The 25,265-nt window shown below is 67.6% G+C and carries 27 protein-coding genes and 1 pseudogene; 6 read left to right on the top strand and 22 right to left on the bottom strand.

Annotation, left to right across the window (positions count from 1 at the left end):
- Nucleotides 1–3 precede the first annotated feature (3 nt).
- Complete coding sequence (locus tag CSC76_RS00860; protein WP_162108163.1) at nucleotides 4–1,674, top strand: type IV secretory system conjugative DNA transfer family protein; 1,671 nt, start codon at nucleotides 4–6, stop codon at nucleotides 1,672–1,674.
- Between the two features lie 79 nt (nucleotides 1,675–1,753).
- On the top strand, nucleotides 1,754–2,128 hold the full coding sequence (locus tag CSC76_RS00855) for a zf-TFIIB domain-containing protein (RefSeq protein ID WP_274382076.1): 375 nt from the start codon (nucleotides 1,754–1,756) through the stop codon (nucleotides 2,126–2,128).
- Between the two features lie 12 nt (nucleotides 2,129–2,140).
- Here the strand turns inward: CSC76_RS00855 and CSC76_RS00850 are convergent, their stop codons facing one another.
- The 10 genes from CSC76_RS00850 to CSC76_RS00805 form a co-directional block, all read right to left on the bottom strand.
- The gene (locus tag CSC76_RS00850; RefSeq protein WP_162108161.1) at nucleotides 2,141–2,863 is read right to left on the bottom strand and encodes an HAD-IB family phosphatase; all 723 of its coding nucleotides are present in this window, start codon (nucleotides 2,861–2,863) and stop codon (nucleotides 2,141–2,143) included.
- A complete protein-coding gene (trpC, locus tag CSC76_RS00845; protein WP_162108160.1) occupies nucleotides 2,860–3,654 on the bottom strand; it encodes an indole-3-glycerol phosphate synthase TrpC in 795 nt (264 codons plus the stop codon). Before trpC ends, CSC76_RS00850 begins: the two co-directional genes overlap by 4 nt.
- Before the next feature lie 46 nt (nucleotides 3,655–3,700).
- Nucleotides 3,701–4,060 (bottom strand): antibiotic biosynthesis monooxygenase family protein, encoded by a 360-nt coding sequence (locus tag CSC76_RS00840; protein ID WP_162108159.1) that lies wholly within the window; start codon nucleotides 4,058–4,060, stop codon nucleotides 3,701–3,703.
- A 1-nt stretch (nucleotide 4,061) separates the two neighbouring features.
- On the bottom strand, nucleotides 4,062–5,108 hold the full coding sequence (gene trpD / locus CSC76_RS00835; RefSeq protein WP_162108158.1) for an anthranilate phosphoribosyltransferase: 1,047 nt from the start codon (nucleotides 5,106–5,108) through the stop codon (nucleotides 4,062–4,064).
- Nucleotides 5,109–5,173: 65 nt separating this feature from the next.
- A complete protein-coding gene (locus CSC76_RS00830; protein ID WP_162108157.1) occupies nucleotides 5,174–5,752 on the bottom strand; it encodes an anthranilate synthase component II in 579 nt (192 codons plus the stop codon).
- A gap of 3 nt (nucleotides 5,753–5,755) precedes the next feature.
- Nucleotides 5,756–6,847 carry a threonine aldolase family protein gene (locus CSC76_RS00825; protein ID WP_162108156.1) on the bottom strand — a complete coding sequence of 364 codons (1,092 nt, stop codon included), beginning with the start codon at nucleotides 6,845–6,847 and terminating at the stop codon, nucleotides 5,756–5,758.
- Nucleotides 6,847–8,319, bottom strand: a complete 1,473-nt coding sequence (gene trpE, locus CSC76_RS00820; RefSeq protein WP_162108155.1) for an anthranilate synthase component I — start codon at nucleotides 8,317–8,319, stop codon at nucleotides 6,847–6,849. Before trpE ends, CSC76_RS00825 begins: the two co-directional genes overlap by 1 nt.
- A 145-nt stretch (nucleotides 8,320–8,464) precedes the next feature.
- Nucleotides 8,465–9,403 (bottom strand): lipid kinase YegS, encoded by a 939-nt coding sequence (yegS, locus tag CSC76_RS00815; protein WP_162108154.1) that lies wholly within the window; start codon nucleotides 9,401–9,403, stop codon nucleotides 8,465–8,467.
- Nucleotides 9,404–9,686: 283 nt separating this feature from the next.
- A complete protein-coding gene (gene rpe, locus CSC76_RS00810; RefSeq protein ID WP_162108153.1) occupies nucleotides 9,687–10,364 on the bottom strand; it encodes a ribulose-phosphate 3-epimerase in 678 nt (225 codons plus the stop codon).
- 8 nt (nucleotides 10,365–10,372) lie between these two features.
- Nucleotides 10,373–10,702 carry a J domain-containing protein gene (locus tag CSC76_RS00805; protein ID WP_162108152.1) on the bottom strand — a complete coding sequence of 110 codons (330 nt, stop codon included), beginning with the start codon at nucleotides 10,700–10,702 and terminating at the stop codon, nucleotides 10,373–10,375.
- Between the two features lie 197 nt (nucleotides 10,703–10,899).
- On the opposite strand from CSC76_RS00805, the gene CSC76_RS00800 reads away from it, so the two are divergent.
- Both CSC76_RS00800 and CSC76_RS00795 read left to right on the top strand, forming a co-directional pair.
- The gene (locus CSC76_RS00800) at nucleotides 10,900–11,826 is read left to right on the top strand and encodes a phosphoribosylaminoimidazolesuccinocarboxamide synthase (RefSeq protein ID WP_162108151.1); all 927 of its coding nucleotides are present in this window, start codon (nucleotides 10,900–10,902) and stop codon (nucleotides 11,824–11,826) included.
- 173 nt (nucleotides 11,827–11,999) lie between these two features.
- Nucleotides 12,000–12,479, top strand: coding sequence for an Mpo1 family 2-hydroxy fatty acid dioxygenase (locus tag CSC76_RS00795; RefSeq protein WP_162108150.1), 480 nt, complete (start codon nucleotides 12,000–12,002; stop codon nucleotides 12,477–12,479).
- 80 nt (nucleotides 12,480–12,559) lie between these two features.
- On the opposite strand, the gene CSC76_RS00790 is transcribed toward CSC76_RS00795, so the two are convergent.
- The 9 genes and pseudogenes from CSC76_RS00790 to CSC76_RS00750 all read right to left on the bottom strand — a co-directional run bounded on the left by CSC76_RS00790 (nucleotide 12,560) and on the right by CSC76_RS00750 (nucleotide 21,105).
- Nucleotides 12,560–13,432, bottom strand: a complete 873-nt coding sequence (locus CSC76_RS00790; RefSeq protein WP_162108149.1) for an SDR family oxidoreductase — start codon at nucleotides 13,430–13,432, stop codon at nucleotides 12,560–12,562.
- A complete protein-coding gene (locus tag CSC76_RS00785) occupies nucleotides 13,425–13,796 on the bottom strand; it encodes a Na+/H+ antiporter subunit G (RefSeq protein ID WP_162108148.1) in 372 nt (123 codons plus the stop codon). The genes CSC76_RS00790 and CSC76_RS00785 overlap by 8 nt, the downstream gene beginning before the upstream one ends.
- Nucleotides 13,793–14,077, bottom strand: coding sequence for a K+/H+ antiporter subunit F (locus tag CSC76_RS00780; protein WP_162108147.1), 285 nt, complete (start codon nucleotides 14,075–14,077; stop codon nucleotides 13,793–13,795). The genes CSC76_RS00785 and CSC76_RS00780 overlap by 4 nt, the downstream gene beginning before the upstream one ends.
- Complete coding sequence (locus CSC76_RS00775) at nucleotides 14,074–14,574, bottom strand: Na+/H+ antiporter subunit E (RefSeq protein WP_162108146.1); 501 nt, start codon at nucleotides 14,572–14,574, stop codon at nucleotides 14,074–14,076. Before CSC76_RS00775 ends, CSC76_RS00780 begins: the two co-directional genes overlap by 4 nt.
- Nucleotides 14,575–14,576: 2 nt before the next feature.
- The gene (locus CSC76_RS00770) at nucleotides 14,577–16,142 is read right to left on the bottom strand and encodes a monovalent cation/H+ antiporter subunit D (protein WP_162108145.1); all 1,566 of its coding nucleotides are present in this window, start codon (nucleotides 16,140–16,142) and stop codon (nucleotides 14,577–14,579) included.
- Nucleotides 16,139–16,560: pseudogene (locus CSC76_RS00765) on the bottom strand (Na+/H+ antiporter subunit C). Before CSC76_RS00765 ends, CSC76_RS00770 begins: the two are co-directional and overlap by 4 nt.
- Complete coding sequence (locus CSC76_RS00760; protein ID WP_162108144.1) at nucleotides 16,560–19,391, bottom strand: monovalent cation/H+ antiporter subunit A; 2,832 nt, start codon at nucleotides 19,389–19,391, stop codon at nucleotides 16,560–16,562. Before CSC76_RS00760 ends, CSC76_RS00765 begins: the two are co-directional and overlap by 1 nt.
- Before the next feature lie 91 nt (nucleotides 19,392–19,482).
- Nucleotides 19,483–20,433, bottom strand: coding sequence for a calcium/sodium antiporter (locus CSC76_RS00755; protein WP_162108143.1), 951 nt, complete (start codon nucleotides 20,431–20,433; stop codon nucleotides 19,483–19,485).
- Nucleotides 20,434–20,484: 51 nt separating this feature from the next.
- On the bottom strand, nucleotides 20,485–21,105 hold the full coding sequence (locus CSC76_RS00750) for a lectin (RefSeq protein ID WP_162108142.1): 621 nt from the start codon (nucleotides 21,103–21,105) through the stop codon (nucleotides 20,485–20,487).
- Between the two features lie 123 nt (nucleotides 21,106–21,228).
- Here CSC76_RS00750 and CSC76_RS00745 point away from each other — a divergent pair, with 123 nt between their 5' ends.
- Nucleotides 21,229–21,762, top strand: coding sequence for a hypothetical protein (locus tag CSC76_RS00745; protein WP_162108141.1), 534 nt, complete (start codon nucleotides 21,229–21,231; stop codon nucleotides 21,760–21,762).
- A 6-nt stretch (nucleotides 21,763–21,768) separates the two neighbouring features.
- Here the strand turns inward: CSC76_RS00745 and hmgA are convergent, their stop codons facing one another.
- From hmgA to hppD, 3 genes are all read right to left on the bottom strand, one after another.
- The gene (gene hmgA / locus CSC76_RS00740) at nucleotides 21,769–23,070 is read right to left on the bottom strand and encodes a homogentisate 1,2-dioxygenase (protein ID WP_162108192.1); all 1,302 of its coding nucleotides are present in this window, start codon (nucleotides 23,068–23,070) and stop codon (nucleotides 21,769–21,771) included.
- Between the two features lie 17 nt (nucleotides 23,071–23,087).
- A complete protein-coding gene (locus CSC76_RS00735) occupies nucleotides 23,088–23,486 on the bottom strand; it encodes an endonuclease domain-containing protein (RefSeq protein ID WP_338014918.1) in 399 nt (132 codons plus the stop codon).
- Nucleotides 23,487–23,549: 63 nt separating this feature from the next.
- On the bottom strand, nucleotides 23,550–24,647 hold the full coding sequence (gene hppD, locus CSC76_RS00730) for a 4-hydroxyphenylpyruvate dioxygenase (protein ID WP_162108140.1): 1,098 nt from the start codon (nucleotides 24,645–24,647) through the stop codon (nucleotides 23,550–23,552).
- Between the two features lie 76 nt (nucleotides 24,648–24,723).
- Here hppD and CSC76_RS00725 point away from each other — a divergent pair, with 76 nt between their 5' ends.
- Nucleotides 24,724–25,197 carry a MarR family winged helix-turn-helix transcriptional regulator gene (locus tag CSC76_RS00725; RefSeq protein ID WP_162108139.1) on the top strand — a complete coding sequence of 158 codons (474 nt, stop codon included), beginning with the start codon at nucleotides 24,724–24,726 and terminating at the stop codon, nucleotides 25,195–25,197.
- Nucleotides 25,198–25,265 lie beyond the last annotated feature (68 nt).

Here is a 25,265-nt window from a genome sequence, read left to right as displayed (position 1 = left end):
CTCTTGGGAAACGTGCGTATTCTGGCAAGCGTCGTGCTCGGCATCGCCGCTCTCTTGGCGGCGATCTATCTGGCCGGCTATCTCTCGCTGCTGTTCCTCGGCCTGGATGGTGGGCAGGTCGGATGGAGCACCTACTTCGACTATCTGAGGCACCTGGACCACCCGCGCGTACAGCCTTATGCCTGGCGCATCAAGACTGCGGGCGCGATCGGCGGCGGACTGATGCTGCTTGCATGGGCTGCATTGGTGGTGATGATCTACAAGTTGCGCAGTCACCGTAACCTGCACGGCCGGGCCAGGTTCGCCGGCATGGTCGATCTGGGCAGGAAGGGATTCCTTGGCGGCGGGGACGACGGCATCGTCGTGGGCCAGATGAGCGGCAAGCTGCTGCGCTTGCGCGGTCAGCAGTTCGTGATCCTGGCCGCCCCCACCCGTTCGGGCAAGGGCGTGGGCGTCGTGATACCGAATCTTCTGGACTATCGCGAATCCGCGGTGGTGCTCGACATCAAGCAGGAGAACTTCGACCTCACTTCGGGTTGGCGGCAATCGATCGGGCACGAGGTGTACCTGTTCAATCCGTTCGCGGAAGATCGCCGGACCCATCGGTGGAATCCGATGACCTACGTGTCGCCGGACCCTGCCTTCCGCGTCTCCGACCTGCAGAGCATCGCCGCGATGCTCTACCCCGATGGCGACGACAAGGACAAGTTCTGGGTCAGCCAGGCGCGCAATGCGTTTCTGGCGTTCGCGCTGTATCTGTTCGAGCGGCACGAGCACGACGACACTACCGAGAAGCCCACCCTCGGCGCGGTGCTGCGGCTCGCATCCGGTGACGGCGGAGAGCTGAAACCCTACCTGCAGAAACTCGTGGAAGCGCCCTTCCTCAGCCAGCAGTCCCGTACGGCGTTTTCCGGCCTGCTCTCGCAGGCCGACGTGACGTTCGCGTCCATCATCGGTTCGTTCCGGGAGCCACTGAATCCGTGGCTCAATCCGGTGCTCGACGCGGCGACCAGCGAGGATGATTTCCGCCTCGACGACGTGCGTCGGCGTCGGATGACGATCTACGTCGGCATCCAGCCGAACAAGCTTGCCGAGAGTCGGTTGATCGTGAACCTGTTCTTCAGCCAGCTGATCAACGTCAACACCAAGACGTTGCCGCATAACGACGCGTCACTGAAACACCAGTGCCTGCTGCTGATGGATGAGTTCACCTCGATCGGACGCGTGGACATCATCTCCAAGGCCGTCGCCTACATGGCCGGCTACAACCTGCGGCTGCTGCCCATCATCCAGTCGATGGCGCAGCTGGATGCGGTCTACGGCAAGGAGCTTTCGCGCACCATCATCACCAATCACGCGCTGCAGATCATCTATGCGCCCCGCGAGCAGCAGGACGCCAACGACTATTCGGAAATGCTTGGCTATACGACGATCCGTCGCCGCGCACGGACCCGCTCGCATGGACAGGGTCGCAATGTCTCGGATAACGAGGTGCTGGAGAAGCGCGCCCTGATGTTGCCCCAGGAACTCAAGGCCATGGGGCCGGAGAAGGAAATCGTGCTCTACGAAGGTCTGGCCCATCCGATCCTGTGCCGGAAGGTGCGCTACTACAAAGAGAGCTACTTCACCCGGCGGCTGTTGCCGAAGGTGGCGGTGGAACCCCTGCAACTCTAGCCATCGCAGCCGTTCGCACGGCAAACCGGCGCCCGGTTAGAATCCAGCGGTCTGCTCACCCGCCTTCCGAGGTCTTTTCATGCAATGCCCGAAATGCCACAGCACGATGGAACCGATCGCCATGGCGCAAGCGAACGTTCATCGCTGCGAAGGGTGCAGAGGCCTGTGGTTCGAGATGGTGGATCACGAAACGCTGAAAGACCGGGCTGGCGAACTCGATGTCGGCGATCCGGTCCAGGGCGAGCAGTACAACAAGATCGACCGGATCAAATGTCCCGCGTGCGTGGGCCATCGCGACCTGATCCGGATGGTCGACCCGTTGCAGCCTCACATCTGGTTCGAGAGCTGCAAGGGGTGTTACGGCCGATTCTACGATGCAGGCGAGTACCGAGACTTTGCGGAGATCGAGTTCGCCGACCTGATCAAGGACTGGAACGCGCCCGAGCGCTTCTGACGCGGCGGGCGCCTAGGACGCCGCCGCCCCGCCCCGCTCCCTGCAGCCCCAGTTGAGGATGGGGGTTCCCGGCGGCAGCACGCGCCTGAACATGTCCACGCGCGCCGGCTTCGGGTTGACCACCACGGGCGCGCGTGCCGCCTTCAGCAATGGCAGGTCGGCACTGCTGTCGGAGTACGCCACCGCGATTTCGCCATAGCCTCGCTCGCGCAGCATGCGCATCTTCTCTTCGTTGTGGCAGTGGCGCGTGGCCACGACCGCGCCCAGGCGCGGGCCGACGGCCGTGCCGATCACCGGCACGTCCTCGTGCGCGACGAAACTGAGGATGGCACGCGCCAGCTCGGGCGGGGCGCCGGTCGCGACGACGACGCGGTCGCCGGTGGCCCGATGCTCGCGGAACACCTCCAGCGCATGCGGCAGCAGGCGTCGCTGCACGTCCTCGCGATGGATGGCCACGTACTGGTCGATCAGCGCATCGAAGCTGCGCCGACCGTGCAGGCCGAACGTGCCGATCCAGATGTACCCGGAGATGCCGCGACGCCGTGTCGGCAGGAACGCCACCATCGGCCCCAGCACGACGGATGCGGCCAAGGCCGCGATCATGCGCAGTGGATTGCGCTGGATCAGCCACTTGACCAGATGGCCGCCGGAATCGCCATCGTAAAGCGTGTGGTCGAAGTCGAAGACGACAACCGGCGCATCGGCACGCGGCGTCGGATAAGGAGCGTCCGTCATGTCGCGAAGAATAGCTGACGCAGGGCCTCGCCGGGTTCTTCGGCGCGCATGAAGGTCTCGCCCACCAGGAAGGCATTCACGCCCGCGTCGCGCATCGTGGCGACATCCTCCGGCACCACGATGCCGCTTTCGGTGACCAGCAGCCGGTCCTTCGGCACCGCGTCCTTCATCGCCAGCGTGGTGTCCAGACTGACCTCGAAGGTGCGCAGATTGCGGTTGTTGATCCCGACCAGCGGCACCGGCACCTGCAGGGCGCGCTCCAGTTCGTCGATGTCGTGCACTTCCACCAGCACGTCCATGCCCAGCTGCATGGCCAGGCCGGACAGGTCGACCAGCTGGCCGTCGTCCAGCGCCGCCACGATCAGCAGGATGCAGTCCGCGCCCAACGCACGCGCTTCGTACACCTGGTACGGATCGACGGTGAAGTCCTTGCGCAGCACCGGCAGCGTGCATGCGTCACGCGCCTGGCGCAGATAGTCGTCCGCGCCCTGGAAGAAGTCCACGTCCGTCAGCACCGACAGGCAGGCCGCGCCGCCGAACTCGTAGCTGACGGCGATATCGGCAGGGCGGAAGTCCGGGCGGATCACGCCCTTCGAGGGACTGGCCTTCTTCACCTCGGCGATCACCGCCGGATCGCCCTGCGCGATCATCGCGTTCAGTGCGTCGGCGAAGCCGCGCGTCGGCGGCGCATCGGCGACGCGCGCGCGCAGGTCGGCCAGCGAGACGCGGGCGCTGCGCTCGGCGATCTCGTCCGCCTTGCGGGCGAGGATGGTGGTCAGGATGTCGCTCATGCAGTCCTCAGGCGGATCCCGCCCGTACGGGGCCCGTATTTTCGCACTATCCGCGGCGCTCGGCGGTTCCGCGGCCCCAGCCGTAGGCCCGCTCGACCCTGGCGACCCGCAGTTCGAAGTGGTCGTACCAGTCCCGCCGGCCCTGCTCGCGCGCGGCCGTGTGCTCGGCATGCTGGCGCCAGGCGAGGATCGCGGCCTCGCTTTCCCAGTACGCCACGGTGATGCCGAAACCATCCGCCCCACGGGTGGATTCCATCCCGAGGAACCCCGGCTGCCGCTGCGCCAGTTCGACCATCCGCTCAGCCATGGCACCGTAGCCGGCCCCATCCTGGCTGTTGCGCAACGACGAAAAAATCACCGCGTAATAAGGGGGTTTGGGTAGGCGAGCGAATCCGCTGGCAGCCATGTCATGCCTCCCCATGCGACAGGCCCAGGGCCTGTGTGGTCGCAACGAACTGCTGCAGGCGCTCCAGGGCCCGGCCGCTGGCGATGGCATCGCGTGAGCGGGCGATGCCATCCTCGATGCTCTCCGCCACGCCGGCCACGTACAGCGCCGCACCCGCGTTCAGCACCACGATCTCGCGGGCTGGGCCGGGCTTGTTGTCCAGCACGCCCAGCAGCATCGCCTTCGACTCGGCCGCGTCGGCCACGCGCAGGTTGCGGCTGGCGGCCATCGCGATGCCGAAGTCTTCCGGGTGCAGCTCGTATTCCCGCACTTCGCCGTCGCGCAGTTCGCCGACCAATGTCCCGGCGCCGAGCGAAAGTTCGTCCATGCCGTCGCGACCCCAGACCACCAGCGCGCGCTCGGCACCCAGCTCCTGCAGCACGCGGGCCTGGATGCCGACGAGGTCCGGATGGAACACGCCCATCAGGATGCTGGGCGCGCCCGCGGGATTGGTCAGCGGACCAAGGATGTTGAAGATGGTGCGCACGCCCATTTCGCGCCGCACCGGCGCGACCACCTTCATCGCGGGGGGATGGATGGGCGCGAACATGAAGCCGATTCCTGTCTGCGCGATGGATTGCGCCACCTGCTCGGGCTGCAGTTCGATGCTGACGCCCAGCGCTTCCAGCACGTCGGCGCTGCCGGACTTCGACGACACGCTGCGATTGCCATGCTTGGCGATGCGCGCACCGGCCGCCGCCGCGACGAACATCGAGCATGTGGAGATGTTGAAGGTGTGGGAACCGTCGCCGCCGGTGCCGACGATGTCGACCAGATGCGTGCGGTCGGCGACTTCGACGGTGCGCGAGAACTCGCGCATCACCGTGGCGGCGCCGGCGATCTCGCCGACGGTCTCTTTCTTCACGCGCAAGCCGGTCAGGATGGCGGCCGTCATGGTCGGCGAGACGTCGCCGCGCATGATCTGGCGCATCAGGTCGACCATCTCGTCGTGGAAGATCTCGCGGTGCTCGATGGTGCGCTGGAGGGCTTCTTGTGGGGTCAGTGGCATGTCGGCTCCGTAGGGTGGGCCCTGACCCACCGGCATGGCGATGGCGGGCCGAGGCCCGCCCTGCGTCATCGTTCGAGGAAGTTCTTCAGCAGCGCGTGCCCGTGCTCCGTCAGGATCGACTCGGGGTGGAACTGCACGCCTTCCACGGGATATTCGCGATGGCGCAGACCCATGATTTCCTCGAAGCTGCCGTCCTCGTTCTCGGTCCAGGCGGTGACTTCCAGCGCATCCGGCAGGCTGCTGCGCTCCACCACCAGCGAGTGGTAGCGCGTGGCCTCGTAGGCATCCGGCAGGCCGGCGAACACGCCCTTGCCTTCGTGACGGATACGCGAGGTCTTGCCATGCATGATGCGGCCCGCGCGGATGACGTGGCCGCCGTAGGCCTGGCCGATGCTCTGATGGCCCAGGCACACACCCAGGATCGGCGTGTTCGCACCCAGCCGTTCGATGATCTCCAGCGAGACGCCTGCTTCATTCGGCGTGCACGGGCCGGGCGAGATGACGATGCGCTCGGGCGCGAGCTTCGCGATCTCGTCCACCGTCATCGCATCGTTGCGCACCACCTTCACCTCGGCACCCAGCGACTGCAGGTACTGCACGAGGTTGTAGGTGAAGCTGTCGTAGTTGTCGATCATCAACAGCATCGGTCAGGCTCCTTGTGCCTGCTGGGCGGCACCAACGGCCCGACCCTCTGTATACAGCGCGGAGAAAGTCGCCGCGAACGCTTCGATGTCGGACTCCGGCGTCGCCCACGACGTCATCAGCCGGATCACCGTGGTCCCGTCGCCTCGCCGCTCCCAGGTTTCGAACTCCACGAACGACCGCAGGCGCTCCACCACCGCGTCCGGCAGCACCGGAAACACCTGGTTGCTGGGCGAGTCCACGGCCAGCGGCACGCCGGCCCGCTGCAGGATCTCGCGCAGCCGCGCCGCCATGGCGTTCGCATGCGTGGCCAGCACGAAGTACAGGCCGTCCTCGAACAGCGCTTCGAACTGCGCACCCACCACCATGCCCTTGGCCAGCATCGCACCGCGCTGCTTGATGATGTGGCGGAAATCCGTGCGCAGGACCGGATTGACGATGACCAGCGCCTCGCCCAGCAACGCACCGTTCTTGGTGCCACCGATGTAGAACGCATCGGCCTGCCCGGCCAGCAAGGCGAGGTCGACGTCATTGCCTTCGGTCGTCAACGCCGAGGAAAGACGCGCGCCGTCGACGTAGAGCAGCAGGCCGTGATCGCGACAGAAGCCGCCCAGCGCCTGCAGTTCCTCGGCGCTGTAGACGGTTCCCCATTCCGTGCTGTTGGAGATGTAGACCAGCCGCGGCTTCACCATGTGCTCGCCGTGGTGGCCGTCGACGCACGGCCGGATCAGCGCCGGACTCAGCTTGCCGTCCGGCGTGGCGACCGTCAGCACCTTGTGGCCGCTGGCCTCGATGGCGCCAGTCTCGTGCATGGCGATATGGCCGCTGGCCGGCGCGATCACCGCTTCGTGCGGCCGGAGGAAAGCCGCCAGCGCAACGAGGTTGGTCTGGGTGCCGCCGGCCAGGAAATGGACGTCGGCGTCGCGACCCAGGCGGTCGCGGATCAGCGCGGCGGCGCGTGCGCTGTGGACATCGAGACCATAGCCCCGGTTGACCTCGGCGCTCGCGACAGCCAACGCCTGCAGCAGGCGTGGATGTGCGCCCTCGCTGTAGTCGTTGCGCAGGCTGATCCTGGCGTTGTCTGTGGCGATCTCCATCACAGGCCCTTCGCCGCTTCCGCGACCGCACGGAACAGCGCACGCCCCTTGTTCATCGTCTCGTCCCATTCCTTCTCGGGATCGGAGTCGTAGACGATGCCGGCGCCGGCCTGCACGTGCAGACGGCCGTCCTTGATGACGGCGGTGCGGATGGCGATGGCGGTGTCGGCATCGCCGTGCCAGCCGATGTAGCCGATGCTGCCGGCGTAGACATTGCGCTTGATCGGCTCCAGTTCGCGGATCACTTCCAGCGCGCGGATCTTAGGCGCGCCGCTGACCGTACCGGCGGGGAACGTCGCACGCAGCACGTCGGCATAGCTCAGTCCGGGCAGAAGCCTGCCGGTGACTTCGCTGACGATGTGCATGACGTGGCTGTAGCGCTCGATGACGAACTGCTCGCCCACCTGCACCGTGCCGGCCTCCGACACCCGGCCGGTGTCGTTGCGGCCCAGGTCGATCAGCATCAGGTGCTCGGCACGTTCTTTCGGATCGGCGAGCAACTCGGCTTCCAGCCCGAGATCCTCGTCGTGCGTCTTCCCACGCGGACGGGTGCCGGCGATCGGGCGCACGGTGACTTCACCCTGCTCCAGGCGCACCAGGATCTCCGGCGACGAACCCACCACCTGCACGTCGCCAACATCGAGGAAGTACATGTACGGCGACGGATTCAGCGCGCGCAGCGCGCGGTACACATCGACGGGACGCGCATTGAACGGCACGCTCAGGCGCTGGCTCAGCACCACCTGGAAGATGTCGCCGGCGCGTATGTATTCCTTCGACTGCTCCACCGCGGCGATGAAGCCGTCATGGGTGAAGCCGGACACGAAGTGGCTTTCGTCCAGCACGTCGCGGGTGATCGGCGCGGGATAGAAGCCGGGCTGGCGCAGCTTGGCGGTCAGCGCATCCAGCCGCGCCTGCGCCCGTTCCCACGCACCCGGTTCGCGTGGATCGGCGTGCACGATCAGATAGAGACGGCCCTTGAGGTTGTCGAAGACCGCGACTTCCTCCGACAGCATCAGCAGGATGTCGGGCGTACCCAGTTCGTCCGGCTTGTCGCCCGTGGCGAGCCGCGGCTCGATGTAGCCGATGCACTCGAAGCCGAACCAGCCCACCAAGCCGCCGGTGAACCCCGGCAGGTCCGGCAGGCGCGGCACCGAATACGCCGCGCGCAGCGCCTCGACTTCGGCGAATGGGTCTTCGACCTCGCGTGCCTCGACCAGCTGGCCCTGGTCACGGATTTCCAGACGATGACCATGGAAGGTGACCACGCGCCGCACCGGCAGGCCGATGATGGAGTAGCGACCGAAGCGTTCGCCGCCTTCCACCGATTCGAACAGGTAGGTGTGCGGCGCGTCGGCGAGCTTCAGGTAGACCGAGAGCGGCGTGTCCAGGTCGGACAGCACTTCACGGACAACGGGGATGCGGTTGAAGCCTTCAGCAGCGAACTGCTGGAACGGGTCGTGCGGGATCAAGCGGGCTTTCCTTCCGGGACGCGATGGCGGGGCGGGCGACGGCTACGGGCCACCATCGCCAGCTGCGGCGTGCGGAAAATTGGGAAAGCGGGCGCGTGGGGTGGGACACGCCCCTACTCTACCCGATGCGGCCGCCGACCGACCACTATGCGCATGGTTTCAGGCGCAACGGGCACGCCAGGGGCAGGTGCATCCGCACGCGTCCCGCCACGCAGTCGACGCGGAAGCGGCGGGAGGCCACCGGCTCCCCATCCAGATTGAGCGTCAGCGGTTCGTCGGAGGCCAGCTCCACCCACGGAAGGCGGATGCGGGTCGCCACCCGGTCCAGTGCCGCATGCTTGCCCTCCTTGATCAGGGTGCCCACGGTGGCCGCGACATCGCCGGAGAGGTCGGGAACGATCGTCAGGTCCAGCTGGCCGTCGTCGACCAGCGCATCGGGGCACAGCGCCTGGCCTCCCCCGGCCTGCCGGCCGTTGCCGATCCCGAGGGCGATCAGGTCGCCCTCCCACGCGAAGTCCGGTCCGCGCAGCCGGGCCTGCAGCGGATCGATGCGGCCGAGCCGGGCGATGCCGGTGATCAGGTCCGCCAGGCCGCCGAGCATCTTCTTCAGCCCCTCGTCCGTTTCCCCCGTCACTTCGGTACCGAAGCCGCCACTGGCCAGGTTCGCGCACCAGTGGGTGCCATCGTCGGCGTCGATGCGCAACAGGTCGAGCGGCGCGGCCGCTACCTCGCGGACCAACTGCAACGCCGCCAGTGGTCCGTCGGGGATGCCGGCTGCCGTGGCAAAATCGTTGGCGGTGCCCAGCGGCACCAGTCCCAGCGAGGGCATCGCGTCGGCGGTCGCGTCGCGATGCGCCAGCGGGGCGCCGACCTCACTCAAGGTGCCGTCCCCGCCGGCCGCAATCACCGTATCGACGCCGTCGGCGATGGCCTCGGCGACATAGCGCTCGGCATCGCCGTCTTCCCAGGGGACGCGCACGTCCAGGGCGATGCCCGTCTCGCGCAGGGTCTGCACGGCCGCGCGCAGGTCGTCGTCACCGGCGGATTTACCGTTGAGGATCAGGCGCCAGTGCGGTGGGGGCATAGGAGGTTCCTTCGGGGACGCGTGAGGATAGCCGCTCTCCTGTAGGAGCGACGTGAGTCGCGACCGCGGATCATCAGTCCCAGGGTTCTCGGGTAGACAGGTTCGCTGGCGGCGACAGCATGCGGTCGCGACTCACGTCGCTCCTACAACTGCCCAGCCATCGTCATCTGTCCGTCACAGATCCCGCGTAGCGTAGAAGGCCATAGCAGGGACGACGGGCGGAGGCAGGATCAGCCTCCAATTCTTCCGGGGCGGTGGCGAAAGCCATCGCCCTTCTGCTTTGTCAGGCGCCGCGCGCGTCTGCGACCGCGGCGCGCATGCGGGCGTTGACATCCGCATAGTCCGGGGCGTTGAAGATCGCCGAACCGGCGACGAAGGCATCCGCGCCCGCCGCCGCGATCTGGCCGATGTTGTCGGCCTTCACGCCGCCGTCGATCTCCAGGCGGATGTCCTTGCCGGTCTTGTCGATCATCGCGCGCACGGCGCGCAGCTTGTCCAGCGCCGACGGGATGAAGGCCTGCCCGCCGAAGCCGGGGTTCACCGACATCAGCAGCACCAGGTCCAGTTCCGGCAGCACCCAGTCCAGCACCTCGACCGGCGTGCCGGGGTTGAGCACCAGGCCGGCCTTGCAGCCGAGCGACTTGATCAGCTGGATGGTGCGGTGCACGTGCTTCGAGGCTTCCGGGTGGAAGCTGATGATGCTGGCGCCGGCCTCGGCGAAGTCCGGCACGATGCGGTCCACCGGCTCCACCATCAGGTGTACGTCGATCGGCGCGGTGACGCCGTGCTTGCGCAGCGCGCTGCACACCATCGGGCCGATGGTCAGGTTGGGCACGTAATGGTTGTCCATCACATCGAAGTGCACCCAGTCGGCGCCGGCCTTCAGCACGTTGTCGACTTCCTCGCCCAGGCGGGCGAAGTCGGCGGACAGGATGGACGGGGCGATGATGCAGTTCGACATGGAGGGGCTCACTTGCGCTTGCGCAGGGTCTTGATGCGGTCGTAGGCGGCATTGATCTCGCCGGCCTTGCGTTCGGCCTGGCGGCGAAGATCATCCGCGGCGCCGGCCATCTTGTCGGGGTGGTACTGGGAGATCAGCCGGCGATAGGCCTGGTCGATCTCGGCGTCGCTGGCATCGCTGGTCAGGTCGAACACCCGGTACGGGTTGTCGCGGCTGAGCCGGAACCAGTCCTCGTCGAACGCATGGCCGATGATCAGGCCGACCAGGCCGCCCAGCGGGTGGCGCATCAGCAGCCAACCGGCCACGAATCCCAGCAGTTTTCCGTACCAGCGCTTCATTCGGCCCGCCTTCTCCGGCAACCGCGTCATTTTACGGCACACGCGGGCCCCAAGCGCCGTACACTACGCGGCCCGGTCCGGTACCTGGCCCCGCAGCAGCGGGTGAAGGGCCACCCGGGGCACGGGCGCACGGCCTGCCGCACGCCCCCACGACGCTGTACGCCTCGCTGGTTTCCGGAACTCCCCAAGGAGTGTTTGTGCCCACGACGTTGCTCCAATCCGATCTGCCCGGCCTCACCCTGCGCCACCGCGGCAAGGTCCGCGACGTGTTCGACCTGCCCCGCGACCGCCTGCCCGCCGATGCGCCCGAGGGCGACTGCCTGCTGATGGTGGCCACCGACCGCCTGTCCGCGTTCGACGTGGTGCTGCCCGACCCGATTCCCGGCAAGGGCGAGATGCTCTGCCAGATCTCCAATTTCTGGTTCGCCAAGACCGCGCACCTGATGCCCAACCACCTGACCGGCATCGATGTCGCGTCGGTGCTGCCGGCCGGCGTGGATTCGTCGCTGTATGCCAGGCGCGCGGTGGTGACGAAGAAGCTCAAGCCCGTGCCGGTGGAAGCGATCGCCCGCGGCTATCTGATCGGCAGCGGCTGGAAGGACTACCAGCGCACCGGCAAGGTCAGCGGCATCGAGCTGCCCGACGGCCTGCACCAGGCCGAGAAGCTGGCCGAACCGATCTTCACCCCGTCGACCAAGGCCGCCGTCGGCGACCACGACGAGAACATCGACTTCGACGCCATGGTGAAGACCGTGGGCGCGGAACTGGCCGAACGCGTGCGCGACGCCACCCTGCGCATCTACCGATTCGCCGCCGATTTCGCGGCCGAACGCGGCATCCTGCTGGCCGACACCAAGTTCGAATTCGGCACGGACGAGGATGGCCGCCTGTACATCATGGACGAGATGCTGACGCCGGATTCCTCGCGCTACTGGCCCGCGGACCAGTACGAGGTCGGCACCAGCCCGCCGAGCTACGACAAGCAGTTTGTGCGCGACTATCTGGAAACGCTGGACTGGAACAAGACCGCGCCCGGTCCGTCGCTGCCGTCCGAGGTCATCGAGCGCACGCGCGCCAAGTACGCCGAGGCGCTGCAGAAGCTGGCCGGCATCACGGTCGACTGAGCTACCCCGTCCCGGTAGGAGCGCGCCATGCCCGCGATGCTTTTACGCACGCTGGTCGAAGGGCATCGCGGGCATGGCCCGCTCCTACGATGTTGCGATGGCCGGCCCGCCCGTCCTGTCCGGGCTGGGGTATGCTCCATACCCTGCCGCATTGCCATCCTCGGGAGGGATGAATGAACGCGACCGCGCAACGTCCGGTGGACCGCTGGTTCGCCAGCTATTCCGGCGACCACCAGAACGACACCAACCAGCTGATCCATGTCTTCGCCGTGCCCACCATCCTGTGGACGGTGGTGGCGCTGCTGTGGTGCATCCCGGTGTTCGGCACCTGGATCAAGTCCGGCGCGTGGGCGGCCCTGGCGATGTTCGCCGCCTGGATGTACTACTACAAACTGTCCCGTCCACTGGGCTTCGGCATGCTGGCCATCTTCATCGCGATGGCCTGGCTGACGCGCTGGCTGGAAGCGCTGCTGGGTCTGCAGAACCTGCTCTACCTCGCCATCGCCGTCTTCGTACTGGCCTGGATCGCGCAGTTCATCGGCCACAAGACCGAAGGCAAGAAGCCCAGCTTCCTGACCGACCTCACCTACCTGCTGATCGGGCCGGTGTGGGTGCTCAGCAAGTTCTATCGGAAGATGGGCTGGAAGTATTGAGCGAGGGGCCGGACCTGCCCCGCTGGAGCCTGGCCTGGGATCGCATCGACTTTCCCGGGAGCAGCGGCGCAAGCTGCACCCTACGAACCGACCGCCCGCGTGTCCAGAATGAAAGAACGCGGCGCATAACCAAAGTCGTGTAGGGCCGGGGACGCATCGAAGGTCAGGTCTTCACGCATGCGCGCGACCGCGTCATCGGTCAGGCCGCGCATCATGCCGGCCTTGCGGGCCAGCCACAACGCGGTCCTGAACACCGGCATCGGCACCTCCCAGAGTCTTGCGGGCGGGTCCAGCGCCGCCAGCGTGCGCGCGACCATGTCGCGATAGGCGAGCGTCTCGCCCCCCGGCAGCGCATAAGCCTTGCCATCCGTGGCAGGCGCGTCCACCACCGCGAACGCTGCGTGCGCCAGGTCGTCCACGTGCACCGGCTGACGCTTTCCGTTGGCGCCCCGCGGCAGCACGAAAAAACCCATGCGTCGCCCCATCGCCGCGATGCGTGCCAGCGTCTGGTCGCGTCCCGCGCCATAGACCAGCGTCGGACGCAGCACTGTCGCCGCCGCCCCGTTGGCCGAGGCGGTGTCGAAGACGATGCGCTCCGCCGCCCGCAAGCGCGCGACGATGTCGCGTTCGTAGGCGTCGGCCGACGCCTGCTTCGTATCCAGGCTGGTGGAACCGAACGCGACCACGCGTCGCGTGGCGACCTGCCCGCGCGCATACCATTGCGCAAAGCCGTCCAGCGGCCCGGTGCTGAAGACCACGTCGACAGCCTCGGGAAGTCCGCCGACGTTGGCGAACTCGCCGGTCAGCCAGGTCACCCCGCCTGCCGGTGGACGCGGCCCACGCGACACCGCGAACACCTGCCATCCCGCGCCTGCCAGCCGCGCCAGCAGCGCCTCCCCGATCTGGCCGCTGGCACCGAACACCAGCGCGGTGCGCGTCGGCGCGTCAGGCATCCGGGCGGGCGTCTTCGTCGACCGCATCGATCGGTTGCGGCGGCTCGCCGTCGGACATCGGCGGACGCTCGGCCATGTGCAGCGACAGCGCCGCCTTCGCCATCAGGTGCGCACTGATCGGCGCGGTGATGAAAAGGAACGCGGTGATCAGCAGTTCGCGCGGCTGCGGATCCGTGCCGCCGAGCGCGTGGTACCCCACCGAGGCGATCAGCACGCAGCCCACGCCCAGCGTGCTGGCCTTGGTCGGTCCGTGCAGCCGCTTGAAGAACTCCGACAGCTTCACCAGGCTGAAGGAGCCCACGAGGATGAAGAAGCTGCCCACCGCGAGCAGCAGCACCAGCAGGATGGCGAAGACCCAGCTCATTCGACGATGTCCCGGCGCAGCACGTACTTGCTCAGCACCACCGTGCCCACGAAGCCCAGCATGGCGATGATCAGCGCCGCTTCGAAGTACACCGCCGTGCCCAGGTACATGCCGAACAGCATCAGCTGCGCGATCGCGCAGACATACAGGGTATCCAGGGCGAGGATGCGGTCCGGCACACTGGGACCGCGCACCAGCCGGTACAGCGCCAGCAGCATGGCCACGCCGACCACGTGCATCGCGCCGATGACCGCGTACATCACTAGGGCCTGCGGGGTCATGGGAAGATCTCCATCAGCGGCACCTCGTAGCGCGTCTTGATCTGCCGGATCACGTCGTCGGCATCGTCCAGGTTGAGTACGTGCACCAGCAGGTGGCGGCGATCGTCCGACAGGGCCGACGACACCGTACCCGGCGTCAGCGTGATGATGCTGGTCAGCGCGGCGATGCCGTGGATGTTGTCGATGTCCAGCGGCACCCAGATGAAACCCGGCCGAATCTTCCGTTCCGGACCCAGCACCTGCAGCGCGACGGTGACGTTGGCCTGCACGATGTCCCACAGCAGCACGCCCAGCATGCGCGGCACGCTGCGCAGCCGGCCGATGCGGGCGAACTCGCGGTCCAGCCGCGCCGCGAACGGCGGGATCACCAGGGCCAGCACCAGCGCCATCACCACCTGGCCGACACTGATCTCGTCATTCATCAGCAGCCAGAAGCAGAACACCGTCACACTCAACGGCAACGACGGCAACCAGCGCTTGCGCCACGTCGCGGCCATGCTCAGGGCTCCCTCAGGATCGGCAGCGCGGCCCGCACGTGCTCCACGTAGTCGCCGGGCGACAGCAGCTGCAAGGCGGTGGCGCGCGTGTAGTCCAGCACCAGGGCGGCCGCCACCACCAGCGCCACGCCATAGGCGAGCAGCAGCACGATGGCCGCCGTCTCCAAGGGGCGCGAGGGCGCGGGCACCATCTCGTGCTCGGGCGTGAAGGCTTCCAACCGGTGTTGCCCGGCGTCCGGCCACGGTGCCACGCGCCAGAACAGCCGCGTGCCTGCGCGCGCCAATCCGACCAGCATCATGAAACTGGTACCCAGCACCAGCAGCCACACCCAGAACGTGCGCGGACCGGCCGGCACGGCCTCCAACAGCAACAGCTTGCCGATGAAACCCGACAAGGGCGGCAGCCCGGCCAGCGACACCGCCGCCACCAGGAACAGCAGGCCGGGTACGGTCTTGTCCGGCAATGCCGCGATCACATCCTTGCGGTCACCGGCGCGTCCGCGACGACGGCGGATCAGGTCGGCCAGCAGGAACAGCGCCGCACCGGCGAAACTGCTGTGCACCAGGTAGTACAACCCCGCGCCCATCGTGCCCGCCGTTCCCAGCGAGAACGCGACGAACAGCGTCGCCGCCGATCCCAGCACCAGATAGGCCGCCAGCGCGCGCAGCCGCGTGGCCGCCAGTACGCCCAGCGATGCCAGCACGAGTGTCGCCGTGCCCAGCACCAGCAGCGCTGGCCATGCGAAGCCGTCCAGCGGCCCCAACGCGCCGAAGCTCAGCGTGCCCAGCCGCAACACCGCGTACAGCCCGACCTTGGTCATGATGGCGAACAGGCCGGCCACCGCGGCCGGTGCGTGCGTGTAGGTTTCCGGCAGCCAGAAATACATCGGCAGCAGCGCGGCCTTGGCGCAGAACACCACGAACAGCAGGCCGGCCGCCGCCTGCACCAGCGCAACGTCGTCCGGCGGCAGCTGGGCCACGCGCACCGATAGCTCGGCCATGTTCAGTGAACCCAACAGCCCATACAGCAGGCCTAGCGCGATCAGGAACAGCGTCGATGCCGCGATGTTGAAAGTGACGTAATGCAGGCCGGCACGCATGCGCTCGCCGCGGCCGCCGCTCAGCATCAACCCGTACGAGGAGATCAGCAGCACTTCGAAGAACACGAACAGGTTGAAGATGTCGCCCGTCAGGAAGGCCCCGTTCAAACCCATCAGCTGGAACTGGAAGAACGCATGGAAGTGCGGCGCACGGCGGTCCCAGCCCGCGCAGGCATGCAGCAGGCACGCCGCACCGAGCAGCAGCCCGACCAGCAGCATCAGCGCGGACAGGCGATCCACCATCAGCACGATGCCCAGGCGCGCCGGCCAGTCGCCCAGCAGGTAGACCGAGACCTCGCCGGACGCCGCCGAGCCGACCAGCACACAGGTCACGGCCAGCATCGCCGCGATCGAGGCCCACGCCACGATGCGCTGCGGCACCATGCCGAACCGGCGATGCTCGAAGAACAGGGCGATCGACGCGGCAAACAGCGGGATCAGGATGGGCAGGGCCGGCAGGTGGTTCATGCGCGCGGCTCCCCCTCGTCGGCCTTCGCGGCGTCGCGGGCTTCCTCATGCCGGCGCTGCTCGCTGGCAAGGAATTCGCGCTCGGCCTTGGAGCCGTCCACATGGTCGCTGTCGTTGTCGCCGCGGCTGCGGATCGCCAGCACCACGGTCACCGCGGTCATCGCGAAGGCGATGACGATGGCGGTCACACCAGCGCCTGCGGCAACGGATCGGTGTAGTGCGCCAGGTCGGCCGGCACGCCGTCGCGGAGCACCGGCGGCTTTCCCGGCACCAACCGTCCGCCGGAAAAGATCAGCAGGTTGGTCGCATAGGACAGCAGCGTCAGTCCGAGGATCACATCGAAGCTGCGCGCGCGCAGCAGCAGGTACACGCCCGCGGCGGTGAGGATGCCGATCGCGCTTGCCATCGCCAGTTCCATCAGCGCAGTTCTCCGGTGCGGGTGGAACGCTCACCCGGTTCCATCACCCCCAGGTGCGACACGCGCGTGCGCGACGGGCGGATGGTGCCCATCATCGAGAGGATCAGCATGGCGCCGCCGAACACCACCAGATACACGCCGGTGTCGAAGCCGATGGCGCTGGCCAGTGGCACCGTCCCGATCAGCGGGAGCTCCAGGTCCAGGTGCCCGCTGGTCAGGAACGGCACACCGAAGGCCATCGACGCCACGCCGCTCACGCCGGCGACGATCAGGCCCGCGCCAACGCAGCGCACGTAGTCGAACCCGAAGCGCGACTCCACCGAAGCCGCGCCCTGGATGACGTACTGCACCAGCAGCGGCACCGCCAGCACCAGTCCCGCGATGAAGCCGCCGCCCGGCGCGTTGTGACCGCGCAGGAACAGGAACACCGACACGGTCAGCGTCAGCGGGAACATGATCTGCGCGAGATCCGCGGGAACCGGCAGCTTGATCGGCGGACCCGACATCACCTTTTCCGGCGCCATGCGCGCACGCCGCAGCAGCGCGTGCACGATCAGCGCGGCGATGCCGAACACGGTGATCTCGCCGAAGGTATCGAAGCCACGGAAGTCCACCAGGATCACGTTCACCACGTTGGCGCCGTAGGCTTCGGGCAGCGAACGCGCCAGCAGTTCGCCGCTGATCGTATCGCCCGGCCGCGTCATCACCTGGTAGGCCAGCAGGCCCACGCCGGTGCCCGCGACCAGCGCCACCGCGATGTCGCGCAGCCGCCGGCGCGGCGTGCGCTCCGGCGGCGCGCGCGGCGGCAGGTAGTGCAGGCCGAGCAGCAGCAGGACCAGGCTGACCATTTCCACCATCAGCTGGGTCAGCGCCAGGTCCGGCGCGGACAGGAACACGAAGGCCAGGCTCACCATCAGGCCGGCACCGCCCAGCACGACCACCGCCAGCAGCCGCTGCCGGTATAGCCGGATCGTCCACAGCGCGCAGACCACCAGCACCAGCCACAACAGCCAGCCCAGCAGCGGCATCGGCGGCGGCGCGCGCCACTGCAGCGGCGACGCCTCGCCACCGACGAACGGGGCGGCACCGGCCGCCGCCGCCGCCAGCACCAGGCACAGCAGGCTGCGCTGCAGGCTGCCGTTGGCCAGGGTATCGGTGAACCGGCCGGCCAGCGCGTACAGCGCCTCCATGTTCCAGCGGAACACCCTGCGCCCCAGCGAGCGCCTCACGATGGCATGCAGGTCGAACAGGCGCCGCAGTCCGAAATACAGCGCGATCCCGCCCGCGATGCCGGCCAGACTCATCAGCAGCGGCTTGTTGATCCCGTGCCACACCGCCAGGCTGTAGTCGGGCATGGCCTCGCCGAGGATCGCGGCGGCGCCCGCATGCAGCACCGGCGCCACCGTCCATGCCGGGAACATGCCCACCGCCACGCACAGCACCACCAGCACTTCCACCGGGATCTTCATCCAGCGCGGCGGTTCGTGCGGCGTCATCTCCAGCGCGCGCGGCCCATCGCCGAAGAACGTCTCGTAGACGAAGCGCAGGCTGTAGGCCACGCCGAAGACGCCGTACAGCAGCGCCGCCACGCTGATCGCGTCGCGCATCGCGCGATGCCCCGGGATATCCAGCGCTTCGGCGAAGAACATTTCCTTGGACAGGAAGCCGTTGAGCAGCGGGATGCCCGCCATCGCCAGCGACGCGATGATCGCCAGCGCACTGGTCCACGGCATGTAGTGGCGCAGGTTGCCCAGCCGGCGCATGTCGCGGGTGCCGGTCTCGTGGTCGATGATGCCCGCCGCCATGAACAGCGAGGCCTTGAACGTGGCGTGGTTGATGATGTGGAACACGCCGGCCACCACCGCCATCGGCGTGGAGATGCCGAACAGCAGCGTGATCAGCCCCAGGTGCGAGATGGTCGAGTAGGCCAGCAAGCCCTTCAGATCGTGCTGGAAGATCGCGTACCAGGCGCCTACCAGCAGGGTCAACGCGCCGACGGTACTGACCACGTAGAAGAACAGGTCGGTGCCCGCAAGCGCAGGATGCAGGCGCGCCAGCAGGAACACGCCCGCCTTCACCATCGTGGCCGAGTGCAGGTAGGCCGATACCGGCGTGGGCGCCGCCATCGCGTGCGGCAGCCAGAAATGCAGGGGGAACTGCGCGCTCTTGGTGAACACGCCGGCCAGCACCAGCGCCAGCGCCCACGGATACAGCGCGCTGCCCCGGATCAGGTCGCCCGAGGCCAGCACCACGTCCAGGTCGTAGCTGCCGACGATGCGCCCGAGCAGCAGCACGCCGCCGAGCAGCGCCAGCCCGCCGGCGCCGGTGATGGCCAGCGCCATGCGCGCGCCTTCGCGCGCGTCCTGACGATGCGACCAGAACCCGATCAGCAGGAACGAGCTGATGCTCGTCAGCTCCCAGAACACCACCAGCAGCAGCAGGTTGCCGGCCAGCACCACGCCCAGCATCGAACCCATGAACAGCAGCAGGGAGGCGAAGAACCGCGGCGCGCTGTCCTTCTGGCTGAGGTAGTAGCGCGCGTACACCACCACCAGCCCGCCGATCGCCAGCACCAGCCCGGCGAACATCCACGCCAGCCCATCCAGCCGCAGGGTGAACGACAGGCCGATCTGGGGAATCCAGGCGTGGTCGGCACGCAGGTCCCACCCATTCAGCACACTGGGCGTCATCCATGCCAGCAGCACCAGGCCCAACAGCGGTGCCAGGCCGGCCAGCCATGCAGTGGCGCCGCGCGGAAGGCCGCGCGCCAGCGCCACCACCAGCGCGAGCACGAACGGCAGCGCCAGCAGGATTTCAAGGAAAGGGATCATCAACCGCCTTGCGTTGCAGGGAATGCGTCATTCGCGAGCAATCGCCCCGAGTTTAACAAACCCGTTCACAGCTGCCTGAGCCGTCATTCAGTCAGGCGAGCAGCGCGATCTCCAGTAGCACCCAACCCGCGAAGGCCGCCAGCAGCAGACCGCCTTCCGTGCGGCTGATGCGCAGGTCGCCGCGCAGCATCGGATACAGCACCAGCACGAAGGCGATGGCGGCGGGCAGTTCCAGCCGGACGAACGACTCCGGCAGCGCCATGGGGCGGAAGGCCGCCATGCCGCCCACCACCACCAGCAGATTGAACAGGCTCGAACCGATCACGTGCCCGGCCACCATGTCCCCCTGCCCGCGACGCGCCGCCATCGCGGCGGCCGCGATCTCCGGCAGCGCAGTGCCGATGGCCACCGGCAGAAGGCCGGTCAGCAGCGGCGAAAGACCCCAGTGGGCACCGATCACCGGCGCACCCTGCACGACGAAGCGCGCGCCGTAGTAAAGCAGCGCAGCGGCCACCACGAAGCGCAGCAGGTTCATCCACAGCACCGTGCGCGTGGCGGCGAACGCCTCGACCTCCGCGCGCACGCCCGCGTCTTCGCGCGATGCGCGCGCCAGCAGGAATGCCAGGGCCGCCACGAAGCCCAGCAGCAGGGCCATTCCCTCGCCCCGCCCCACCACGCCGTCCAGACCGAACACGATGAGCGCCAGCGACGCCAGCGCCAGCAGCACCAGCAGGGGCGAAAGCACCCGCATCCGCACGAGGAGCGGCGCGACCACGGCGGCCAGCCCCAGCGTCAGCCCCAGGTTGACGATGTTGCTGCCGACGGCATTGCCGAGGGCCAGTTCCTGGGAACCGACCCACACCGCGCGCGCATTGACCGCCAGTTCCGGCAGCGAGGTACCGAAGGCGATCAGCAGCAGGCCCGCCACGAACGGCGACGCCCCGATCCTCTGCGCCAGGCCCGATGCGCCCTTGACGATGGAGTCGCCGCCCAGCGCCAGCAGCAGCAGGCCCAGCGCGAAATATCCCCAGGCTTCCGTCATCGCCCCGCCCTCCCCTCGTGGATGGCAGGGATTCTATGCCGCCCCGCTTCCTCAGGAACAGCCTTCGACGTACTCCACCTGCGGCGACAGGCCCACGCGCCACGACGTGACCTTGTCGGCTGCGTCGACCTCGAACACCAGCCTGGTCGGCGCCACGTCGCCGGCGTCCATGGACAGGTACTGGCCACCCTGCGTGTACTTGTGCGGCGCCCCCTTCAGCGCGCCACCGTAGAGCTTCTGCAGTTCCTCCACGCTCATGCCGACCTTGCCGCCACCCGGCGCGGTTTCCTTGTCCGTGCCCACGTCGTAGCGGACGAACCTGCCGTCTTCCATCATGAAGGCGAAGTCGGCGGGCCGCGTGATCCACTTCGGCCACAGGTAGTGGCAGGTCGTGCCCTCCATCGGTGCGCCGTTGAGTTCGCCGCCCCAGGCAGCGCGCGCCTCTTCAACCGTGCTCCCCAGCTTCATGTCGCCGTAGCCCAGGAAACTCGCCTGGCTGACCGGTCCGGCCGGCGCCGCCGTGTCGTCGGCGGCAGGCGTGGGCGCGGGAGCTTCGGCCATCGGCGTGGCGGTCGCGGTGGTCTGCGGTTCGGTCGCGGGCGCGGCGGCCGGGTCGCGCTGGCACGCGGACAACAGCGTGACCGCCATCACGAGGGGCAACAACGACTTCATCGGCTCTCTCCATTGCACAAACCTGAATCGTAGCGTCGCGGCGTTAAGTCGCCGCGAATGCCGCTGTCATCCGCACTTCATCACCGCGGCCTAGCCTGCGCGCGCACTCGCCCTCCGCCCGCCATGCGCCCGATCAAGACCGACCCCGCCCGGCAGCCGCTGCAGACCCACTCGGGTGCGCTGGGCATGCGCGAGCGGCGCGCACTGATCCTCTGCGATGGGCAACGCGACCTAGCCGAACTGGTGCGGCTGCTGGGACAGGACGCGCCGCTGCTGGTGCAGCGCCTGGTCTCGGCGGGCTACCTGGTGGCTCCCTCCACGCAGCAGGCCGTGCAGCCGCCACCCTCGGGCGCGGTACCCATCACGCCTTCGACGGGTACGCGTCGCTCGCTGGTGGCGGCCAAGGTCTACCTGTCGGGCATGCTGGAACTGCAGCGCGACCCCGAGGCCGCACATCATCGCGGCCGGCTGCAGGCACGACTGGATGACGAGGCCCTGCTCGAAGCACTGGCCGATGCATACGGCTTCCTCGAGGGCCGCGTCGCGCCCACGCTGGCCGGCCGCATCCGCGACCGGCTGTTCGAAGCGCTGCCGCACGCGCCGCTGCGGCGCATGCAGGCTTTGCTGGACGCCCGCGCCGACGCGTCCCTTTCCTGAGGGGTCTCAGGCCTGCGGCGGCACGAAGTGCCTGCGCAGGCCGGCCCAGCAGGCCTGGTAGTCGCGCTGGCGATGCGCGGCTTCGACCGCCTGGCGGGTGGGGCGGATCACCGCGCGCGTCTCGAACATGAAGGCCATCGTGTCGTCGATGACATCCGGCTTCGACAGGTCGGCGTTCGACGCCTTCTCGAAGGTCGCCGCATCGGGCCCATGACCCGTCATGCAGTTGTGCAGCGACGCACCACCCGGCGCGAAGCCCTCGGCCTTGGCGTCGTACACGCCATGGATCAGGCCCATGAACTCGCTGGCGATGTTGCGGTGGAACCACGGCGGACGGAACGTGTCCTGCGCCACCAGCCAGCGCGGCGGGAAGATCACGAAGTCCATGTTGCCCCCGCCCGGCGGATCGCTGGGCGAGGGCAGCACCAGGAAGATCGACGGATCCGGATGGTCGTAGCTGATCGAGCCGATGGTGTTGAACCGGCGCAGGTCGTAGCGGTAGGGCGCGTAGTTGCCATGCCAGCCCACCACGTCGAGCGGCGAATGGCCGATGTCCGCGCGCCACAGGTGGCCCTGGAACTTGGCGATCAGTTCGAACTCGCCTTCCACGTCCTCGTAGGCCGCCACCGGCGTCTCGAAATCGCGTGGATTGGCCAGGCCGTTGGAGCCGATGGGCCCCAGGTCCGGCAAGCGCAGCGCTGCACCGAAGTTCTCGCAGACATAGCCGCGCGCCTCGCCATCGGGCAATTCGACCAGGAAGCGCACGCCGCGCGGGATCACGGCGATCTGCTGCGGTTCGATCTCGATCACGCCGAACTCGGTGGCGATGCGCAGGCGCCCCTGCTGCGGGACGATCAGCAACTCGCCATCGGCGTCGTAGAAGTAGCGCCCCTGCATCGACCGGTTGGCGGCGTACAGGTGGATGCCGACGCCGTGCTGGCCTTCCGGCCCGCCGTTCCCGGCCATCGTGTACAGGCCGTCGACGAAGTCCGTCGGCGACTCCGGCATGGGCAGCGGCGACCAGCGCATCTGGTCGGGCGACACCGGTCCGGCGCTGAAATCGCTGTGCAGGCGGTGCTGCGCGTAGGGCTGGAACGGCCCGTGCATCGCCGCCGGGCGGATGCGGTACAGCCAGCTGCGCCGGTTCTCCGCCCGCGGCGCGGTGAAGGCGGTGCCGCTGAGCTGTTCGGCGTACAGCCCGTGCGCCACCCGCTGGGGCGAGTTGCGGCCTTCCGGCAGCGTGCCGGGAATCGCCTCGCTGGCGAAGTGGTTGCCGAAGCCGGTCTGGTAATCGCCGTCAGTGCACATCTTCATTTTCGATGCCTTCAAAGCCCCTCTCCCGACGGGAGAGGGGTTGGGGTGAGGGGCGATGGTGAGACGGTCCGGCAGATCGCCTCGACCACCGCTTCAATCTGCGTCAGTACGTCGTTGTCCCAGAAGCGCAGGACAGTGAAACCTTTCGACCCCAGAAACCGGGTTCGCGCGCGATCCGATTCTTCCGAGTGCTGCGATCCATCGACTTCAACCACCAGACCAGCGGACAAGCAGCAGAAGTCGACCGTATAGGGGGGAATGGAATGCTGTCGGCGGAATTTCAGCCCGTCGATGTTGCCTCCACGCAAGACCGACCACAGCTTACGCTCCGCATCCGTCGAACCACTACGCAGTTCCCGCGCACGCTCGAGGGATCGGGTCGCCATGGGAGGTCTGCGGTGGATCTTCATCGTGGTTCTCCTGCCCCTCACCCCAACCCCTCTCCCGCAGGGAGAGGGGCTTGGAGCGGGAGCCTACAGCACCCCGCGCTTCATCTGGTCCCGCTCGATGCTCTCGAACAGCGCCTGGAAGTTGCCCTCGCCGAAGCCTTCGTTGCCCTTGCGCTGGATGATCTCGAAGAAGATCGGCCCCAGCGCGTTCTGGGTGAAGATCTGCAACAGCTTGCGCTGCTTGGTCTCCACGTCGGCGTCGATCAGGATCTTGTTGCGCGCCAGCCGCGCGACGTCCTCGCCGTGGTTGGGGATGCGCTGGTCGATCACCTCGAAGTACGTATCCGGCGTATCCAGGAATTCCACCCCCGCCTCGCGCATCTTCTCCACCGTCGTGTAGATATCGTCGGTGAAGCAGGCGATGTGCTGGATGCCCTCGCCCTTGTAGGCGTCCAGGTACTCGTTGATCTGGCTCTTCGGATCGCTGGACTCGTTGAGCGGGATGCGCACCATGCCGTCCGGCGCGGTCATCGCCTTGGACAGCAGGCCGGTCTTGGCGCCCTTGATATCGAAGTAGCGGATTTCGCGGAAGTTGAACAACCGCTCGTAGTAGTCCGCCCACTTGGCCATGTTGCCGTGGTAGAGGTTGTGGGTCAGGTGGTCGATGAAGGTCAGCCCGAAGCCTTTCGGCATCAGGTCCACGCCGGGCAGGTATTCGTAGTCCGGGTCATGGATGGTGCCCTTGTCGTCGTAACGGTCGACGATATAGAGCATGCAGTCGCCGATGCCCTTGATGACCGGCGCGGCAACGGCCTTGGTCAGTTCGTCGGCGGCGTCGAACGATTCGGCACCGTTCTTCAGCGCCTGCACGCGCGCCCACTCGGCCAGTTTCTTCACCCGGATCGCGAAACCGCAGGCACTGGGACCATGCTGGGCCGCGAAGCGGGCGGCGAAGGAGTCCGGATCTTCGTTGATCAGGAACGTACAGTCGCCCTGACGGTAGGTGCTGATCGGCCGCGTCTTGTGCCGCGCGACCTGGACGAAACCCAGCTTGCGGAAGTAGTCGTGCAGGTGATGGACCTGGCCGGCGGGGGCGGCGAACTCGACGAATTCGAAGCCGTCGATGCCCATCGGGTTGTCGAACGTCGTGGGCTGCATGCCCAGGTTGGGTTGTGCGTTCATGGGGCACCTCGCTAGGCTTGCCGGAATACGCCCCAATATAGTTTCAGCTGAAACCACCCACAAGTAGCAGCGCAGCATGAGCGAACCCGCCAACCCCGTCGTCCACGCCGATTTCGACCTCGACCGCCTGTTTTCGTACCGGCTGAGCGTGCTGTCCAACCGGATCAGCGGGGCGATTTCCCGCGAGTACCACCGCCGTTTCGGCCTGGCGATCACCGAATGGCGGGTCATGGCGGTGCTGGGGCGCTTCCCGGGCCTGTCGGCCGGCGAGGTGGCCGCCCGGACCGCGATGGACAAGGTGGCGGTCAGCCGGGCGGTGGCCCGCCTGCTGGAACGGGCGCTGATCCAGCGCGAGATCCACGGCGACGACCGCCGCCGCTCGGTGCTGGCGCTGACCGACGAAGGCTTCCGGGTCTACGACGAGGTCGCGCCGATGGTCATCGAATACCACCAGCGCATGCTGGAACCGCTGACCGAAGAGGAGCGGACGATGCTGGACCGGCTGATCGACAAGCTGGCCGGGGAAGGCGTCAGGCGCATCGAGGGCTGAGCGGCCCGCTTACGTAGAGCCGAGCTCTCGGCTGCGCGATGTACCAACCCGACAGCAGCGGAGCAAGC

Source organism: Pseudoxanthomonas mexicana (assembly GCF_010093385.1).
In the GTDB taxonomy this organism is placed as follows: Bacteria; Pseudomonadota; Gammaproteobacteria; order Xanthomonadales; family Xanthomonadaceae; genus Pseudoxanthomonas_A; species Pseudoxanthomonas_A mexicana.
The sequence above is the reverse complement of the archived record's forward strand: the minus strand, read 5'-3'. Positions and strand labels throughout refer to the sequence as shown.

Bases quoted from the DNA above. Each gene is read 5' to 3' on its own strand.
- CSC76_RS00855 (WP_274382076.1), top strand. From the start codon at position 1,754: ATGCAATGCCCGAAATGCCACAGCACGATGGAACCGATCGCCATGGCG.
- CSC76_RS00850 (WP_162108161.1), bottom strand. From the start codon at position 2,863: ATGACGGACGCTCCTTATCCGACGCCGCGTGCCGATGCGCCGGTTGTC.
- trpC (WP_162108160.1), bottom strand. From the start codon at position 3,654: ATGAGCGACATCCTGACCACCATCCTCGCCCGCAAGGCGGACGAGATC.
- CSC76_RS00840 (WP_162108159.1), bottom strand. From the start codon at position 4,060: ATGGCTGCCAGCGGATTCGCTCGCCTACCCAAACCCCCTTATTACGCG.
- trpD (WP_162108158.1), bottom strand. From the start codon at position 5,108: ATGCCACTGACCCCACAAGAAGCCCTCCAGCGCACCATCGAGCACCGC.
- CSC76_RS00830 (WP_162108157.1), bottom strand. From the start codon at position 5,752: ATGCTGTTGATGATCGACAACTACGACAGCTTCACCTACAACCTCGTG.
- CSC76_RS00825 (WP_162108156.1), bottom strand. From the start codon at position 6,847: ATGGAGATCGCCACAGACAACGCCAGGATCAGCCTGCGCAACGACTAC.
- yegS (WP_162108154.1), bottom strand. From the start codon at position 9,403: ATGCCCCCACCGCACTGGCGCCTGATCCTCAACGGTAAATCCGCCGGT.
- rpe (WP_162108153.1), bottom strand. From the start codon at position 10,364: ATGTCGAACTGCATCATCGCCCCGTCCATCCTGTCCGCCGACTTCGCC.
- CSC76_RS00805 (WP_162108152.1), bottom strand. From the start codon at position 10,702: ATGAAGCGCTGGTACGGAAAACTGCTGGGATTCGTGGCCGGTTGGCTG.
- CSC76_RS00795 (WP_162108150.1), top strand. From the start codon at position 12,000: ATGAACGCGACCGCGCAACGTCCGGTGGACCGCTGGTTCGCCAGCTAT.
- CSC76_RS00790 (WP_162108149.1), bottom strand. From the start codon at position 13,432: ATGCCTGACGCGCCGACGCGCACCGCGCTGGTGTTCGGTGCCAGCGGC.
- CSC76_RS00785 (WP_162108148.1), bottom strand. From the start codon at position 13,796: ATGAGCTGGGTCTTCGCCATCCTGCTGGTGCTGCTGCTCGCGGTGGGC.
- CSC76_RS00780 (WP_162108147.1), bottom strand. From the start codon at position 14,077: ATGACCCCGCAGGCCCTAGTGATGTACGCGGTCATCGGCGCGATGCAC.
- CSC76_RS00775 (WP_162108146.1), bottom strand. From the start codon at position 14,574: ATGGCCGCGACGTGGCGCAAGCGCTGGTTGCCGTCGTTGCCGTTGAGT.
- CSC76_RS00770 (WP_162108145.1), bottom strand. From the start codon at position 16,142: ATGAACCACCTGCCGGCCCTGCCCATCCTGATCCCGCTGTTTGCCGCG.
- CSC76_RS00760 (WP_162108144.1), bottom strand. From the start codon at position 19,391: ATGATCCCTTTCCTTGAAATCCTGCTGGCGCTGCCGTTCGTGCTCGCG.
- CSC76_RS00755 (WP_162108143.1), bottom strand. From the start codon at position 20,433: ATGACGGAAGCCTGGGGATATTTCGCGCTGGGCCTGCTGCTGCTGGCG.
- CSC76_RS00750 (WP_162108142.1), bottom strand. From the start codon at position 21,105: ATGAAGTCGTTGTTGCCCCTCGTGATGGCGGTCACGCTGTTGTCCGCG.
- CSC76_RS00745 (WP_162108141.1), top strand. From the start codon at position 21,229: ATGCGCCCGATCAAGACCGACCCCGCCCGGCAGCCGCTGCAGACCCAC.
- hmgA (WP_162108192.1), bottom strand. From the start codon at position 23,070: ATGTGCACTGACGGCGATTACCAGACCGGCTTCGGCAACCACTTCGCC.
- CSC76_RS00735 (WP_338014918.1), bottom strand. From the start codon at position 23,486: ATGAAGATCCACCGCAGACCTCCCATGGCGACCCGATCCCTCGAGCGT.
- hppD (WP_162108140.1), bottom strand. From the start codon at position 24,647: ATGAACGCACAACCCAACCTGGGCATGCAGCCCACGACGTTCGACAAC.
- CSC76_RS00725 (WP_162108139.1), top strand. From the start codon at position 24,724: ATGAGCGAACCCGCCAACCCCGTCGTCCACGCCGATTTCGACCTCGAC.